The sequence below is a fragment of the Prevotella heparinolytica genome (genome assembly GCF_002998535.1).
In the GTDB taxonomy this organism is placed as follows: Bacteria; Bacteroidota; Bacteroidia; order Bacteroidales; family Bacteroidaceae; genus Bacteroides; species Bacteroides heparinolyticus.
On sequence record NZ_CP027234.1, the window covers coordinates 172,840 to 187,945 of the forward strand.

Here is a 15,106-nt window from a genome sequence, read left to right on the forward strand (position 1 = left end):
GTTATGCCTCATTACAAAACCAATCCGTAGGGATTGTAATGACGAATGACGGCTTACGTTTGCGGAGCAAAAGTAATGATTTAGTTGATACATGAGATTAGTTAAACCCAAAAAGTTTCTCGGCCAACATTTCCTGAACGACCGGAAGGTGGCGCAGGACATTGCCGACACGGTGGATGCTTGTCCCGAAATACCTATTCTCGAAGTAGGGCCGGGGATGGGCGTGTTGACACGTTTTCTCCTGCCTAAGGGGCGTGAGGTGAAAGTGGTGGAGCTGGACTACGAGTCGGTGGCTTATCTGAGGGAAGCCTTTCCGCAATTGGAAGACCATATCATCGAGGACGATTTCCTCAAGATGAACCTGCAACGATTGTTCGGCGGTCGGCCTTTTGTGCTGACGGGAAACTATCCTTATAATATTTCCAGCCAGATATTTTTCAAGATGCTGGAGTATAAAGACTTGATTCCCTGTTGCACGGGCATGATACAGAAAGAGGTGGCCGAACGCATTGCCTCAGGGCCAGGCAACAAGGCATACGGCATATTGAGCGTGCTGATACAGGCATGGTACAAGGTAGAGTATCTGTTCACTGTGCACGAACATGTGTTCAATCCTCCGCCGAAAGTGAAGAGTGCCGTTATCCGCATGACGCGCAACGAAACGCAAGCGTTGGGATGTGACGAGAAACTGTTCAAACAGATAGTGAAGACGACCTTTAACCAACGCCGTAAGACATTGCGGAACTCCATAAAACCGATACTTGGAAAAGATTGTCCGCTGACGGAAGATCCGTTGTTCAACAAACGTCCCGAACAACTATCCGTGCAAGAATTTATTGATTTGACAAACAGAGTGGCAGCAGTTCCGGAAAAACGTGGTTAGCGGTTAGTGATTCACCGCTTATCGTTCACCGTTCACCGCTCATCACTCATCGTTAATCGTTCATCACTCATCACTGATTTACACATGGAAATAACTGAAGAATATATAGATAGAGTCAAAGGGCTGATTGAAGAAAAGGACGCAGATACTGTCAAGGCGCTTTTGATTGACCTCCACCCGGCGGATATTGCGGAGCTATGCAATGACCTTGATTCGGAGGAGGCCCGTTTCGTCTACCGTCTTCTGGACAATGAAACCGCAGCCGACGTGTTGGTGGAGATGGATGAAGATGTCCGGAAAGAATTTCTGGAAATCCTTCCTTCGGAGACCATTGCCAAGCGCTTCGTTGATTACATGGATACGGACGATGCCGTAGACCTGATACGCGAACTTGATGAGGAAAAGCAGGAGGAAATCCTTTCGCACATCGAGGACATTGAACAGGCGGGAGACATCGTAGACTTGTTGAAGTATGATGAAGACACGGCCGGTGGATTGATGGGAACCGAGATGGTGACCGTCAATGAGAATTGGAGTATGCCGGAGTGCCTGAAAGAGATGCGCTTGCAAGCTGAAAAACTGGACGAAATCTATTACGTGTATGTCATCGACGATGAAGACCGCCTGCAAGGAGTCTTTCCGTTGAAGAAGATGATAACTTCTCCGTCTGTCTCTAAGGTGAAACATGTGATGAAGAAAGACCCTATTTCCGTCCATGTAGACACTTCCATCGACGAAGTGGTGCAGGTCATCGAAAAGTACGACTTGGTGGCGGTTCCTGTGATAGACAGTATAGGGCGTCTGGTGGGACAGATCACTGTGGACGACGTCATGGATGAGGTGCGTGAACAGTCGGAACGCGATTACCAGTTGGCATCGGGTTTGTCTCAGGATGTGGAGACGGACGACAACGTAATGCGTCAGACATCTGCACGCCTGCCGTGGCTGCTCATCGGCATGTTGGGCGGTATAGGCAACTCTATGATATTGGGCAACTTCGATACGACCTTTGCCGCTCATCCCGAAATGGCTCTCTACATTCCGTTGATAGGCGGTACAGGTGGAAACGTGGGAACCCAGTCTTCGGCCATCATTGTGCAAGGACTGGCCAACAGCTCTTTGGATGCCAAAGACACTTTCAAGCAGATTGCTAAGGAATCTGTTGTGGCAGTGATCAATGCCACCATTATTTCTTTGCTGGTATATATTTATAATTTTATTCGCTTCGGGGCAACGGCCACGGTCACTTACTCCGTTTCCATCAGTCTCTTTGCGGTCGTGATGTTCGCTTCTATCTTCGGTACGTTGGTGCCCATGACATTGGAGAAGTTGAAGGTTGATCCGGCCATCGCTACCGGTCCGTTTATTTCAATTACCAATGACATTATAGGCATGATGCTTTACATGGGTATTACCGTGCTGTTATCATAAATGGAAGAAAAAGAGAAAATATTAAGGAAAAATATATGAAGTAATCTTTTTATTTCATTAATTTGTAGTCTGATGTAACCCTAACGGGTTTCCCCCGTTACTAAAAATAAATACAATGATGGACGCTCATGACACTAATCTCCCTGAAAAAAAGGTAGAGTTAGAAGAAGAAAAAAAAGCAGCAGAGGTTTCCGATAATAAAGTTACGGAAACTCCCGCTGAAGAAGTTGTTTCAACAAAGCCGGTAGAATCTGATCGGAAACTCACAAAGGAGGAAATCCTGGTCAAGCTGAAAGAAATGGCTGCTGATGTGGAGAATGCGGCGAAACCGGAGATAGACACCTTGAAGCAAATTTTCTACAGATTGCACAATGCCGAACAAGAGGTTGCGAGAAAGTTGTTTGTGGAAAACGGTGGGGCGGCGGAAGATTTTATTCCGCAGGCAGACAGCTTGGAAGAGGAGTTTAAACATGTCATGTCCGTCATCAAAGAAAAGAGAAGTGCATTTGTGGCCGAACAGGAAAAGCAGAAAGAGATGAATCTGCAAATCAAGCTTTCCATCATTGAAGAACTAAAGGAGTTGGTGGAATCTCCCGATGACCCGAACAAAAACTATACGGAATTTAAGAAACTGCAACAGCAGTGGAACGAGGTGACCTTGTTGCCGCAAGGAAAAATCAATGAACTTTGGAAAAACTATCAGTTGTATGTAGAGAAGTTCTATGACCTCTTGAAGCTGAACAATGAGTTTCGTGAGTATGACTTCAAGAAAAACTTGGAAATCAAGATGCATTTGTGTGATGCAGCCGAGAAGTTGGCGGATGAAGCTGATGTGGTTTCAGCTTTCCATCAGTTGCAAAAGTTGCATCAGGAATTTCGTGATACGGGGCCGGTGGCCAAAGAGTTACGCGATGAAATCTGGGTGCGTTTCAAGGCTGCTTCTACTGCCGTAAACCGTCGTCACCAGCAACATTTCGAAGCATTGAAAGAAGTGGAGCAAAATAATCTGGACCAAAAAACTGTGATTTGTGAAATCATCGAGGCCATTGATTATAGCGAACTGACAAACTTTGCTTCTTGGGAGAATAAGACGCAGGAAATCATCGCCCTTCAAAATAAATGGAAAACCATCGGCTTTGCTCCGCAAAAGATGAACGTGAGAATCTTCGAACGCTTCCGCAAAGCGTGTGATGAATTCTTCCGCAAGAAAGGTGAGTTTGTGAAGACCTTGAAGGAGAGCATGGCCGAAAATCTGGAAAAGAAACGGCTGTTGTGTGAAAAGGCGGAGGCGCTGAAAGAGAGCACGGATTGGAAACAGACCGCTGACGAGCTGACCAAGCTTCAAAAGGAATGGAAGACCATCGGGCCGGTGACGAAGAAATATTCGGATGCCGTGTGGAAACGCTTTATCTCTGCTTGCGATTATTTCTTCGAACAAAAGAATAAAGCAGCTTCTTCTCAACGTTCCGTGGAGTATGATAATCTGGAAAAGAAAAGGGCTATCATTGAACAGCTGGACGCGATTAGCGATGAAATGGATACAGAAGAAGCCTCACAATTGGTGCGCAATCTGATGAAGGAGTGGAATAGTATCGGACATGTGCCTTTCAAAGAAAAGGATAAAATCTATAAGCAATATCACAATCGGATCGATAAACTGTTCAACCAATTCAATATCAGTGCATCGAACAAAAAATTAAGTAACTTCAAATCAACAGTTGTTTCCATTCAGGAAAACAGTCCGCAAGCTCTTTATCGCGAGCGTGAGAAGTTGGTGCGTGCCTTTGAAAATATGAAGAGCGAACTGCAGACTTACGAGAACAATCTCGGATTCCTCACGGCGTCGTCCAAAAAAGGCAATAGTCTACTGACGGAAATTAACCGCAAGGTGGAAAAACTGAAAGCGGATATCGAACTCGTTAAAGAGAAAATCAAGGTGATTGACGAGAATATTGAAAGCAGGGAGTGATGATGTCATTCATCCAACCATCCTGTTCCTTGTCGTACGATTTCTATCTCTCCATTAGTGCAGTCCACCACCGTAGAAAGGTCAGTGCTGCCGATACCGCCGTCGATTATTAAATTGACGGCGGTTCCGTATTTTTCTTTTATCAGTTCAGGATCGGTGCAATATTCTATGTCTTCGTGCTCGTCGTGAGGTAGTGTGGCGGTCATGATAGGAGCATCCAACAGACGGGCTATTTCCTGAATGATGGCATTGTCGGGCATGCGGATGCCTACTTCTTTGCGATTGCGGAATATCTTGGGAAGCCGGGTAGTACCTGCCAGAATAAAGGTGAAAGGGCCGGGAAGGTTGCGCTTCATCAGTTTGAAAGTGGCATTGTCCACTTTGGCATACTCGCTAACCTTACTCAAGTCGTAACAGATGATGGAGAGGTTATTCTTCTTCGGGTCTATATCTTTGAGACGACAGATGCGTTCGATGGCGCGTTCTTTCAGTCCATGACAGCCGATGGCATACATCGTGTCGGTAGGATAGATAATGATGCCACCGTCGTTCAAAATATCGATAACCTGTTGAAGGTCGGCAGCATTGTTATTCTTTTCATAGAGTTTCAGAAGCATGGTTGTTAGGAATATGGATTATATATAATACAAAAATAGAGAATAAACGCTTATAACCAAAGTTTTTACCTATTAAGCATCTCCTTTTCCAGCTTCTTTATCTTCTTCCAGGCTTCCTTGAACTTGGGACATAGGGTGACGGCCTTGTTGTAGTTTCTCATGGCGGCCTCTTTCATGTCCAGCTTCAAGCATTCATCGCCCATCTGGATGTATTCGCGGGCATATTTCACTAACGCTTTCTCTTTCTCCAGAGCAGCTTGCTTCAAGGCTCGGTTCTCTTCTCGCAGCGTGTTGATGGTGTGGAGCTTCCGGCGGATGAGGCGCTGGATATTGGGCTTTTCTATATCGTAGCGTGAGTGAATGGCCTTAAAGAACTCGTTCAGGAAGGTGTCGAAGTCGCCTTTGTCGAAGGCTTTGGTGGCAGCAACATATTGCACGTCTGCCTGCGCCTGTTTCAAGGCGCGGTCAATGGCAGCCTGATTGTTGAAACGCGCTGCGAAGCTGACAATCTCAGGGCGAACGAATATGTCGGCGCGACTGACGGGTTTCTTCAGTTGTATGCCTTCGAGTGCCGTACAGCGGCTGAGGGCTACATAGGTCTGTCCGCCGGCAAATACACCGCCGGTGAAGTCGATGACCACTCGGCTGAAGGTCAGTCCTTGGCTCTTATGCACGGTGATGGCCCATGCCAGGCGTATAGGGTATTGAGTGAATGTACCCAGTTCCTCTTCCTCAACCTGTTTCTTCTCTTCGTTATATTTATAGCGGATGTTTCGCCACGATTCTCGTTTTACGTCTACCTCCTTGCCGTCATCAGTAATAATGTAGATTGTTTCCTCCATGGGGTCGAAACCGCTGATGACACCGATGGTTCCGTTTACCCAACGACGATCGAAATCATTCTTGATGAAGATGATTTGTGCGCCGGGTTTCAGAGTGAGTTCTTGAGAAGTGGGGAGGCTGCTTTCCGGAAAGTCGCCCTTGATTTCACCATGGAGGCTGACCGGCTCACCGGGAAGTTCTGCCAACTTCTTATCATTGATATAGTCCACATTATCACGGCGGGTGGCGAGGGTGATGTACATGTCTGCTTCCGATTGTTCGATTTGTGTGCCATAGCGGGTATTCAGCAGTTGCAGGTCGGAGGAGTTGACTGTGTTGTTGCGGATATGATCCAATACGTTGATAAATACTTTGTCGGTTTGGCGATATACTTTTTGCAATTCAATGGATACAAGGTCTATCTGACTGAATACTTTTGCCGAGAAGAAGTAAGGGGTGGGATAGAAACGGTTCAGTATTTCCCGCTCATCTCCTTTTACAACCGGTTCCAACTGGAAAACGTCGCCCACCAGCAGTATCTGCTTGCCACCGAAAGGCTCGCGCAGGTTGTGGGAATAGACACGTAGAATACGGTCCATCGCATCGATGATGTCTACACGTACCATGGAAATCTCGTCGATGATGACAAGCTCCAGCTCTTCAAGCAATTTGCGATGAGTCTTGGTATATTTGAGGAACTCGTGGATGCGTCCCCGTTGCAGGCTGAGGTTAGGGTCTTCGGGCAGTAAAGGATAAAAAGGCAGTTTGAAGAAGCTGTGCAGCGTGCTGCCCCCGGCATTGATGGCGGCAATGCCTGTGGGAGCCAGTACCACATGTTTCTTCTTCGTGATGTTGCAAATGTGGCGCAGGAAAGTGGATTTCCCCGTACCTGCCTTGCCCGTCAGAAAGACGGACTGGCGGGTGTATTGGATGAGCTGCAAGGCATCTTGAAACTCTTTATTCTGGCTATCGGGAACGAAGTTCAATGTTCGGCAGGAGTTAATTAATGATTCGCGTTCTGTTCTTGTTGTCTGATATCAGATTATCTTGAAGTGTTTCAGGGCATTGGCTATGCCATTGTCATCCACTTCGGAGGTTATGTGGTCGGCAGCGGATTTCACATCCTCTTGGGCGTTTCCCATAGCTATGCCGATGCCGGCGTGGCGCAACATACCGATATCGTTTCCTCCATCGCCAAAAGCCATGACCTCCTCGCGCCGGATGTTGAAATGGCGGTTAATCCGGTCAATTCCGTTCTGTTTGGTGTTTCCTCTGGCCGTTACGTCGACGAAAGCAGGATGCCAGCGCCCCATTTCACAGTTTGGAAGGGTGGGCAGTAGAGCCTGTTCTTCTTCGGCATTGATGAATGGCGTGAGCTGATAAATCTCTCGGCCCGAATGATTGCCGATATAAGGTCTTGCTCCAATGGGATCCACTTTTAGTTGTCTATGGAAAATCTCTTCCACTATTTCGTCCGGTTGGTTTACGTAGATGTCGTTCTCTTCAACCAAGATGCATGGGATGTTTCGATTGTGGCAGAAGGCTGTCAGAATGTCCACCTCGGCAGTCGGGATGGGACTTTTATAGACGACGGTATCTTCTACAAAGCAATAAGCCCCGTTCATGGTGATATAGCCGTCTATCAGATTCCTTTCTTGCAAGGCCGAAAGGTTGTTGATGATGACAGGCGGCCGTCCTGTTGAGATGAAAATATGTATGCCTTTGGCTTTGGCGGCGGTTAGCGCTTCGATGGTCGGAAGGGGTATTTCGTGCGTCTTAAAGCTGACCAATGTGCCGTCGATGTCAAAAAAAAGAGCTTTTATCATAAGGTTGTTCTTTGTATCTTGTGTGCAAAAGTACTCAAAAAGGGATGAATTTTAGCGCTTTTGCAGGCAAATAAATATGAGTTTGCAAATTACCTGTGTCGTGTATGTTCCGTTTGGCAAATGTTCTTGGGTTCATCGTTGATAGTTTCTATACGCTTGTCGTCTTCCCCCTGTTTGACGGCTGCAATCCTTTGTCGTGACAGAGGCAAGTGTTCAAGCCGACAGACACAAGTGTTTGACGTGACAGACACAAGTGTTTGAACCGTCAGATGCAAGTGTCTGGCAAGGAAGGTGTAAACGTTTGATAACCAATGAGGTTTGATTTTGAAATACAATCCGTCGGGTGAGACAGCTGACCTGCTTCTTATCCCGAACTCAGGCTAAATAACGTGAATTCGATATAATTCTTATGCAATAAATCTGCTTTTGTCAATAATGTCAATATTCATGGACGGCTTCTTTGGCAGCAGGTTATAAGCTGTCAGCCCTGACAAGAGGAAACTGTTTATTCTTATTTCCGGGAAAGACATTACCCGATAAAAGCCCCTCCTTCCTTTGAAAAAAGTTGATACTCACTCTTATCATCTTCGTATTTTCTTCGTGTCTATAGCGAGCAACTCCACACGAACATGATACGAACATGATACGAACATGGTACGAAGATGGTAAAACGAAGATGATGGCATTATAGCCCTTACAGAATATCTTTACAATCGACAGGGATAAAGGATTTGTTTTACACAGTTATCGGTATTCAACCATAAATAAGTGAGATTACTAACTTTTAGTACACTTTTCTTATCTCGAACTGACGTTAAATAGTATGTCTTGCATTTACGAATAGCACAAATCCCTCAACAATGTTAATTTATTTTAATCTTCTATTCTTTTCTCCTCACTTTCTTTGCTTTTCATTAAAAATATAAGATATATTTGTGATATCATAATGATATTAATTAAATCTATTAAGTATGGAAACGAAAGAGTTGGATTTCAATGGTTTTAAGATGAATGGCTTTGTAGCCCTATTCTTGCATCTGGTGGTGTTTAGCGCGATAATCGTATTCGGGTTTATCATCGGAGTCGGTCGCAGTGTGCCCCTCATGTTTTTCTCTATGATTCTATTGGTGCTTTGGTTCATTTTGTTTGCCGGATACATGGAGTTGGAGCCGAACGAGGCGCGAGCCATGGTGTTCTTCGGCAAATACAAAGGAACGTTCAAGGAAACCGGATTCTTTTTGGTCAATCCTTTCTTGAATAAGAAGAAACTCTCGCTTCGTGCGCGCAATTTGGATGTGGAGCCTATTAAGGTTAATGACAAGATTGGTAATCCCATTCTGATAGGGTTGGTGCTGGTGTGGAAATTGAAGGACACTTATAAGGCGATGTTTGAGATTGATTCACAGACTATGGCGGCATCTGCTGTGGGTGTAGGAAACAACAGGCAGGCGAGTGCCGGGTATGCGGTGGCCGGCCGGATGAATGCGTTCGAGAACTTCGTCAAGATACAAAGCGATGCTGCGCTTCGTCAGGTGGCGGGGCAGTATGCTTATGATGACAATGAGGCTGATACGGAAGAGCTGACCCTTCGTTCGGGCGGTGAGGAAATCAACGAACAATTGGAACAGAAGCTGAATGAACGCCTCGCAATGGCAGGCATGGAGGTGGTGGAAGCGCGTATCAATTATCTGGCTTATGCGCCTGAGATTGCCGCAGTGATGTTGCGACGCCAGCAGGCATCGGCCATCATTACTGCCCGCGAGAAGATTGTGGAAGGAGCAGTTTCCATGGTAAAAATGGCACTTCATAAATTGTCCGATGAAGGGATTGTGGAACTGGATGAAGAGAAAAAAGCGGCTATGGTCAGCAATTTGCTGGTGGTGCTCTGTGCAGACGAGGCGGCACAACCGGTAGTGAACACAGGAACGTTGAATCATTAATCTTTCAGGAAATGGAGGTTTTCGGCTCTTTGAGATGGTGGCTGATCTGGGTCGGCTTTCTGTTAGGCTATGTATGTGCTGTTCATGCACAAGACGGCCATATGGTACGTGCACAGCGCATCTACGAACAGTTTGTGGCAGGTCAGGGCGACAGTATTCATGCTGCCCTGAACAAAGAATTGCAGGCTGAACTGTCGCCTGTCGTGTTCAATGATACGTACCGACAGACGGAGAAAACTTTTGGCAAGTTGCAATCGGAAGGAGATTGGCACACAGATTCCGTGCAGGGGGTAACCGTTTATTATCGCGATTTAGTATTCGAACGTTATAGCCTTCGGTTTATATTGGCTTTTGATGCGGATGGAGGGATGAATACCATCCGGTTGGCTCCGGTGCCTGCACTTTCTTCTGCTAAACCGGTGGCGTATGATGTGGCGAAGATAACGGAGCGGGAGATTACCGTAGGAGCTGAAGGCTTTGAACTTCCCGGCACATTGACGTTGCCTTTATCGGCTTCGGAGCAGTGTAAAGTGCCTTGCGTCATTCTGGTACATGGCTCCGGCCCTAACGACCGCGACGAGACGATAGGCCCTAATAAACCCTTTCGAGACCTTGCTTGGGGGCTGGCGGAGAGAGGTGTTGCCGTTATCCGCTACGATAAACGGACAAAAGTATATGGTGCGAAGAGTGTACCCGCCGGACGTGAGCCTGACTACGACACGGAAACGGTAGACGATGCGTTGTCTGCTTTGCGCTTTGCGGAGACTTTGCCGGAGGTTGCGGCAGACAGCATTTATGTATTAGGTCACAGCCTGGGAGGAATGCTGGCTCCGCGCATTGCACAGAAGTGGGAATCTGCGGCAGGTATCATCCTCCTTGCCGCTCCGGCCCGCCCGTTCGATGCCGTCCTGAAAGAGCAGTTGACTTACATCGCTTCACTGACGGGTGCCAAAGTCGATATTCAGGCACAAATGGACGCCTTGAAAGCAAGTCAACCGCGTTCTTATTGGGACTTTGCCGATGCTTACAAGCCGGTGGAGGTGGCAGTCGGACTAACACTTCCTGTTTTTGTTCTTCAAGGCGAACGGGATTATCAAGTGACAATGGAAGATTTCGGCTTGTGGCGTTTCGGCTTGTTGCATAGCAAAAACGCATTCTTCAAGTCATATCCGAAGTTGAACCATTTGTTGCAGGAAGGTACTGGCAAGGCTACACCTTTCGAGTATAATCAGGTTTCGCCTGTGGCGGGGTATGTGATGGATGACGTGGCTTTCTTTGTACATGGAAAGCGCAATGACATCTAAATTGGAGAGTATCAATTAAAATCATCAAGGAAAGTGGCTAAGAAAGAAACTTCGACCAAAAACTTTGTCCTGCGCGTGGATGCTGCAACGATGGAGGCCATTGAAAAATGGGCAGCCGATGAGTTTCGTAGCACGAACGGACAGCTTCAGTGGATTATCGCTGAAGCATTGCGGAAAAGCGGGCGGCTGAAGAAAAAGAAAGAAATGCCGCCTGCGGAAGACGAAACTGTATCGGAATAATTGATAATTTTGTCCCGGTAATTCATTTGAGACTTTTATTTTATGAAAATTATAAACCTTGGTTCTCATTCGGGAGCGGCCTATCCCGATTTGCGGTTCTACCCTTCGGTGTTCGACCATATCTTAGAGGGGGTGGCTGCATTGTTGTTGATTGCTGTCTGGCTGTCGGCCTTTTATTTTCATGCTAACCCGCAGGCGGTGGGAGTAGAAGCCTCATACGGGTGGATGATGGCAGGCTGTTCTCTTTTCACATTTTTGCTGTTGGGTGCGTCGGCCTATCTGCCCATGCGTTTTTATGGCCTTCCGTTTCGCCTGACCGATGGCAATGCGGGTATGCAGTGCATGCTGGCGGTACGCGTTGTACGCATGTTGAACATTCTTCTGAATGCGTTGCTTTTGGCTTGTCTGTGGGCGGTGGCGAATTTCCGAGTGATGACATTGGCGATGCCCGTTTTCGGAGTTCTGATGGCCGCCACGTTTATTGCATATTATGTGTTGGCCTATAGATACCGATAATTTTCGTTCTGTTGCAATTCTTTCAGTTCGGAAATCTGTTGCAAAGAGCACTTCTACCTATTTGTAATGACCATTCTGTTTTATTATACCTATTTTGAGGGATTGTGTGTTATCGGCCGGCGCCGTATCTTTGCAACATCAGATTTGAATGAATTAGTTAGTCATAATTACGTAACCACTTTTATGAAGATAAAAGGATCCCCGCTTCTCGATGTGATATCGCGAAGCGGGGATTTTGTTAATATGGCTTCAGTACTGTGAATCATAACGGATAAGCAAGAATTAAAGAATGAAACAGCAGGTTGGAAAGACAGTTTTTATTACATTTGCAATCAATTCTGATAAACATTTAATATAAAAAATATGGCAAGGAAAAACTCAACAGCCAAAGATACAGAACTGTCGCCTTCCTTTTTCGGGAAAGTGGCAGCCATATTCAAAAATGAAACAATGCATTTCGTAATAGGTTTGGTGCTTGTAATCTTCTCTGTTTATTTATTGCTTGCTTTTTCCTCATTCTTCTTTACGGGAGCAGCCGATCAAAGTATTCTTGATGGAGCTAATGCGCAAGAACTGGCTTCCACCAACAATGGGGTGAAAAACTATGCAGGCTCGCGCGGAGCACAGTTGGCAAGCTATCTGATTAACGATTGCTTCGGCATTTCATCGTTCTTCATCCTCGTCTTTTTGGCAGTAACGGGGCTGAAACTTATGAAAGTACGTGTGGTACGTCTGTGGAAGTGGTTCATCGGTTGTTCGCTATTGTTGATTTGGTTCTCTGTCTTTTTCGGTTTCGTCTTTGTAGATCAATACAAAGACTCTTTCCTCTATTTGGGTGGCATGCACGGATACAATGTCAGCAACTGGCTGACGTCGCAAGTGGGAGTACCGGGTGTGTGGATGATATTATTGGTGACAGCCATCTGTTTTCTTATCTATCTAAGCGCCAGAACCATTATATGGCTGCGAAAACTGCTATCCCTTAGCTTCTTAAAGCGGGAGGAGAAAACGGAGGTCCTTCCGGGTGAAACGCCGGAAGAGTTTATAACCTCTTGGGGAGCAAAAGAAAAAGTTACGCTTCAGGAATCTGAAGGTGCAGAGAAAGAGCAGGAAAAGACGATTGTGCCTGAAGAAAAAGAAAATACTTCCTTGAATGAAATTACTCTTGATTTAGGAGGGAATGATACGAAAGAAAAACCGACTCAAACAAGGGATGAGGATATCTCCATGACCATTGAGACGCCTATGCCCGATTCAGGGTCCCCTTTCCAGGAACAGCCGGTAGAGAAAGAACCGGCATTCCAAGTTGAAACGGCCGAGGAGGAAGAGTACGTAGGAAAAGAGACGGAGCCATACAATCCTCGTCTGGACTTGGAGAATTATCATTATCCGACGATAGACCTGATGAAACATTACGATGATAACGGGCCTACAATCGATATGGTGGAACAAAACGCCAATAAAGATAAAATTATCAATACCTTGCGTAGCTTCGGTATAGAAATCAGCACCATCAAGGCTACGGTGGGACCTACGGTAACTCTTTATGAAATTACCCCCGAACAAGGCGTGCGTATCTCCAAAATCCGGGGATTGGAAGATGATATTGCCCTTAGCCTTTCCGCATTGGGCATCCGTATCATAGCGCCTATACCGGGCAAAGGGACGATTGGCATCGAGGTTCCTAATTCAAATCCCAAGATAGTTTCCGGTCAAAGTATCATTGGCAGTAAGAAGTTTCAGGAAGCTGCTTATGATTTGCCCATTGCGCTTGGTAAGACAATTACGAACGAGGTCTTTATGGTGGATTTGTGTAAGATGCCGCACGTGCTTGTGGCCGGTGCCACCGGTCAGGGTAAATCTGTGGGCTTGAATGCCATCATCACTTCCTTATTATATAAGAAGCATCCGGCGGAACTTAAATTTGTGTTGGTAGACCCTAAGAAAGTTGAGTTCAGCATCTATTCCGTCATCGAACACCATTTCCTTGCTAAACTGCCTGATGGAGAAGATGCCATCATCACGGATGTGACGAAAGTGGTGCAAACCCTGAACTCCATTTGTGTGGAGATGGATACCCGTTACGATTTGCTGAAAGCCGCCCATGTGCGTAACATCAAGGAGTATAATGAGAAGTTCATAAACCGTCGTCTGAATCCTGAAAAGGGACATAAGTTTATGCCTTACATCGTGGTGGTTATCGATGAGTTCGGCGATTTGATTATGACGGCCGGTAAGGATGTAGAGTTGCCCATTGCCCGTATTGCCCAATTGGCGCGTGCCGTGGGTATCCACATGATAATTGCCACGCAAAGACCCACTACCAATATCATTACGGGTACGATTAAAGCCAATTTCCCGGCTCGTATAGCGTTCCGTGTGTCGGCAATGGTCGATTCTCGTACCATTCTCGACCGTCCGGGAGCTAATCAGTTGATAGGGCGCGGCGATATGTTGTTCTTGCAAGGAGCCGATCCGGTGCGTGTGCAGTGTGCTTTTATCGATACGCCCGAAGTAGCGGAGATAACCAAGTTCATCGCTCATCAGCAAGGATACCCTACTGCCTTTTACTTGCCGGAATATGTTGACGAGAGTGTCGGTAGTGATCTGGGAGATGTCGATATGGGGCGTCTGGATCCGTTGTTTGAAGACGCTGCCCGTCTGGTGGTAATACATCAACAAGGTTCTACTTCGCTCATCCAGCGGAAATTCGCCATTGGTTACAACCGTGCCGGACGCATCATGGACCAGCTGGAGAAGGCGGGGATAGTAGGGGCAGCACAAGGCAGCAAGCCTCGCGACGTACTCTGTATAGACGAGAATGACTTGGAAATGCGCCTGAACAATTTGCAATAAATCGTGTTTTAATTAGAACGCGGATAGGGAATACATCCTTGTTCGGCAAAATGAATGGAAATGTTGAAAATCAATCGCCTTTTGTTCTGTATATGGATGTCCGCCGTCGCTTTGCCCATCGTGGCGCAGCAGCCGGATGCCAAAGAAGTGCTCGACCGTGTCGCCGAGACATTCAGAAAATCAGGGGGAGTTAAAATCTCTTTTACGGTGAGGGCCCCCGAAGGCTCCTCTGCCGGCACCATTCGTCTGAAGGAAGACAAATTCCTCTTAGAGGCAGATGGAGCAACGACTTGGTTCGACGGACATACGCAATGGAGTTACCTTTCTTCTTCTGATGAAGTAAATATATCTGAACCCACACCCGAAGAGTTGCAAAACATCAATCCATATGCGCTCTTATCACTTTATGAGCAAGGATATCGACTGAAAATGGGCGAGGTGGATAATCCGCGGCTCAAGTCGCTTTATAAAGTAGTGCTGACTGCCACGGAGCGGAAGACGAATCTGCAGTGTATCATTCTCTATGTGACAAAAGATACGTATCGTCCTACACATGTCAGTATGGCGCAGCGCGGAGGAGATGCGGCAGTCATCATCATCAATTCTTATCAGACCGGAGAAACGTATCCCGATAGTCTTTTTGTTTTTGATAAAAAGGCATATCCTACAGCCGAACTGATTGATTTGCGATGAAGCTTCATG

Annotated in this window: 12 protein-coding genes and 1 pseudogene; 9 read left to right on the forward strand and 4 right to left on the reverse strand. The window is 46.4% G+C overall.

The genetic code is table 11. The features are described 5' to 3' along the window. Positions 1 to 91 precede the first annotated feature (91 nt). The 3 genes from rsmA (at position 92) to C3V43_RS00665 (ending at position 4,283) form a co-directional block, all read left to right on the forward strand. The gene (gene rsmA / locus C3V43_RS00655) at positions 92 to 883 is read left to right on the forward strand and encodes a 16S rRNA (adenine(1518)-N(6)/adenine(1519)-N(6))-dimethyltransferase RsmA (protein ID WP_106068166.1); all 792 of its coding nucleotides are present in this window, start codon (positions 92 to 94) and stop codon (positions 881 to 883) included. Positions 884 to 967: 84 nt separating this feature from the next. Beyond that, positions 968 to 2,314, forward strand: a complete 1,347-nt coding sequence (gene mgtE, locus C3V43_RS00660) for a magnesium transporter (protein ID WP_164996202.1) — start codon at positions 968 to 970, stop codon at positions 2,312 to 2,314. A 115-nt stretch (positions 2,315 to 2,429) separates the two neighbouring features. Further along, a complete protein-coding gene (locus tag C3V43_RS00665; protein WP_106068167.1) occupies positions 2,430 to 4,283 on the forward strand; it encodes a DUF349 domain-containing protein in 1,854 nt (617 codons plus the stop codon). 5 nt (positions 4,284 to 4,288) lie between these two features. Here C3V43_RS00665 and C3V43_RS00670 read toward each other — a convergent pair whose 3' ends face one another. The 4 genes and pseudogenes from C3V43_RS00670 to C3V43_RS15125 all read right to left on the reverse strand — a co-directional run. After that, positions 4,289 to 4,900 carry an L-threonylcarbamoyladenylate synthase gene (locus tag C3V43_RS00670; protein WP_106068168.1) on the reverse strand — a complete coding sequence of 204 codons (612 nt, stop codon included), beginning with the start codon at positions 4,898 to 4,900 and terminating at the stop codon, positions 4,289 to 4,291. Between the two features lie 65 nt (positions 4,901 to 4,965). After that, positions 4,966 to 6,708 carry an ATP-dependent DNA helicase gene (locus tag C3V43_RS00675; protein WP_106068169.1) on the reverse strand — a complete coding sequence of 581 codons (1,743 nt, stop codon included), beginning with the start codon at positions 6,706 to 6,708 and terminating at the stop codon, positions 4,966 to 4,968. Between the two features lie 51 nt (positions 6,709 to 6,759). After that, on the reverse strand, positions 6,760 to 7,548 hold the full coding sequence (locus C3V43_RS00680; protein ID WP_106068170.1) for a Cof-type HAD-IIB family hydrolase: 789 nt from the start codon (positions 7,546 to 7,548) through the stop codon (positions 6,760 to 6,762). A gap of 407 nt (positions 7,549 to 7,955) precedes the next feature. Continuing rightward, positions 7,956 to 8,051: pseudogene (locus tag C3V43_RS15125) on the reverse strand (IS982 family transposase); the annotation flags it as partial. Positions 8,052 to 8,519: 468 nt separating this feature from the next. On the opposite strand from C3V43_RS15125, the gene C3V43_RS00690 reads away from it, so the two are divergent. From C3V43_RS00690 to C3V43_RS00715, 6 genes are all read left to right on the forward strand, one after another. Next, positions 8,520 to 9,488, forward strand: coding sequence for an SPFH domain-containing protein (locus C3V43_RS00690; protein WP_106068171.1), 969 nt, complete (start codon positions 8,520 to 8,522; stop codon positions 9,486 to 9,488). Positions 9,489 to 9,499: 11 nt separating this feature from the next. Further along, a complete protein-coding gene (locus C3V43_RS00695) occupies positions 9,500 to 10,792 on the forward strand; it encodes an alpha/beta hydrolase (RefSeq protein WP_106068172.1) in 1,293 nt (430 codons plus the stop codon). A gap of 33 nt (positions 10,793 to 10,825) precedes the next feature. After that, positions 10,826 to 11,032 (forward strand): type II toxin-antitoxin system antitoxin, encoded by a 207-nt coding sequence (locus C3V43_RS00700; protein ID WP_106068173.1) that lies wholly within the window; start codon positions 10,826 to 10,828, stop codon positions 11,030 to 11,032. 42 nt (positions 11,033 to 11,074) lie between these two features. Beyond that, a complete protein-coding gene (locus tag C3V43_RS00705) occupies positions 11,075 to 11,548 on the forward strand; it encodes a hypothetical protein (RefSeq protein WP_106068174.1) in 474 nt (157 codons plus the stop codon). Positions 11,549 to 11,911: 363 nt separating this feature from the next. Then, positions 11,912 to 14,404 carry an FtsK/SpoIIIE family DNA translocase gene (locus tag C3V43_RS00710; protein ID WP_106068175.1) on the forward strand — a complete coding sequence of 831 codons (2,493 nt, stop codon included), beginning with the start codon at positions 11,912 to 11,914 and terminating at the stop codon, positions 14,402 to 14,404. Between the two features lie 60 nt (positions 14,405 to 14,464). Beyond that, positions 14,465 to 15,097 (forward strand): outer membrane lipoprotein periplasmic chaperone LolA1, encoded by a 633-nt coding sequence (locus tag C3V43_RS00715; protein ID WP_106070384.1) that lies wholly within the window; start codon positions 14,465 to 14,467, stop codon positions 15,095 to 15,097. The last annotated feature ends 9 nt before the right edge of the window (positions 15,098 to 15,106 follow it).

What these genes read in the sequence shown, in the direction of transcription:
- rsmA (WP_106068166.1), top strand. Translation starts at nt 92, where the DNA reads ATGAGATTAGTTAAACCCAAAAAGTTTCTCGGCCAACATTTCCTGAAC.
- mgtE (WP_164996202.1), top strand. Translation starts at nt 968, where the DNA reads ATGGAAATAACTGAAGAATATATAGATAGAGTCAAAGGGCTGATTGAA.
- C3V43_RS00665 (WP_106068167.1), top strand. Translation starts at nt 2,430, where the DNA reads ATGATGGACGCTCATGACACTAATCTCCCTGAAAAAAAGGTAGAGTTA.
- C3V43_RS00670 (WP_106068168.1), bottom strand. Translation starts at nt 4,900, where the DNA reads ATGCTTCTGAAACTCTATGAAAAGAATAACAATGCTGCCGACCTTCAA.
- C3V43_RS00680 (WP_106068170.1), bottom strand. Translation starts at nt 7,548, where the DNA reads ATGATAAAAGCTCTTTTTTTTGACATCGACGGCACATTGGTCAGCTTT.
- C3V43_RS00690 (WP_106068171.1), top strand. Translation starts at nt 8,520, where the DNA reads ATGGAAACGAAAGAGTTGGATTTCAATGGTTTTAAGATGAATGGCTTT.
- C3V43_RS00695 (WP_106068172.1), top strand. Translation starts at nt 9,500, where the DNA reads ATGGAGGTTTTCGGCTCTTTGAGATGGTGGCTGATCTGGGTCGGCTTT.
- C3V43_RS00705 (WP_106068174.1), top strand. Translation starts at nt 11,075, where the DNA reads ATGAAAATTATAAACCTTGGTTCTCATTCGGGAGCGGCCTATCCCGAT.
- C3V43_RS00710 (WP_106068175.1), top strand. Translation starts at nt 11,912, where the DNA reads ATGGCAAGGAAAAACTCAACAGCCAAAGATACAGAACTGTCGCCTTCC.
- C3V43_RS00715 (WP_106070384.1), top strand. Translation starts at nt 14,465, where the DNA reads ATGTTGAAAATCAATCGCCTTTTGTTCTGTATATGGATGTCCGCCGTC.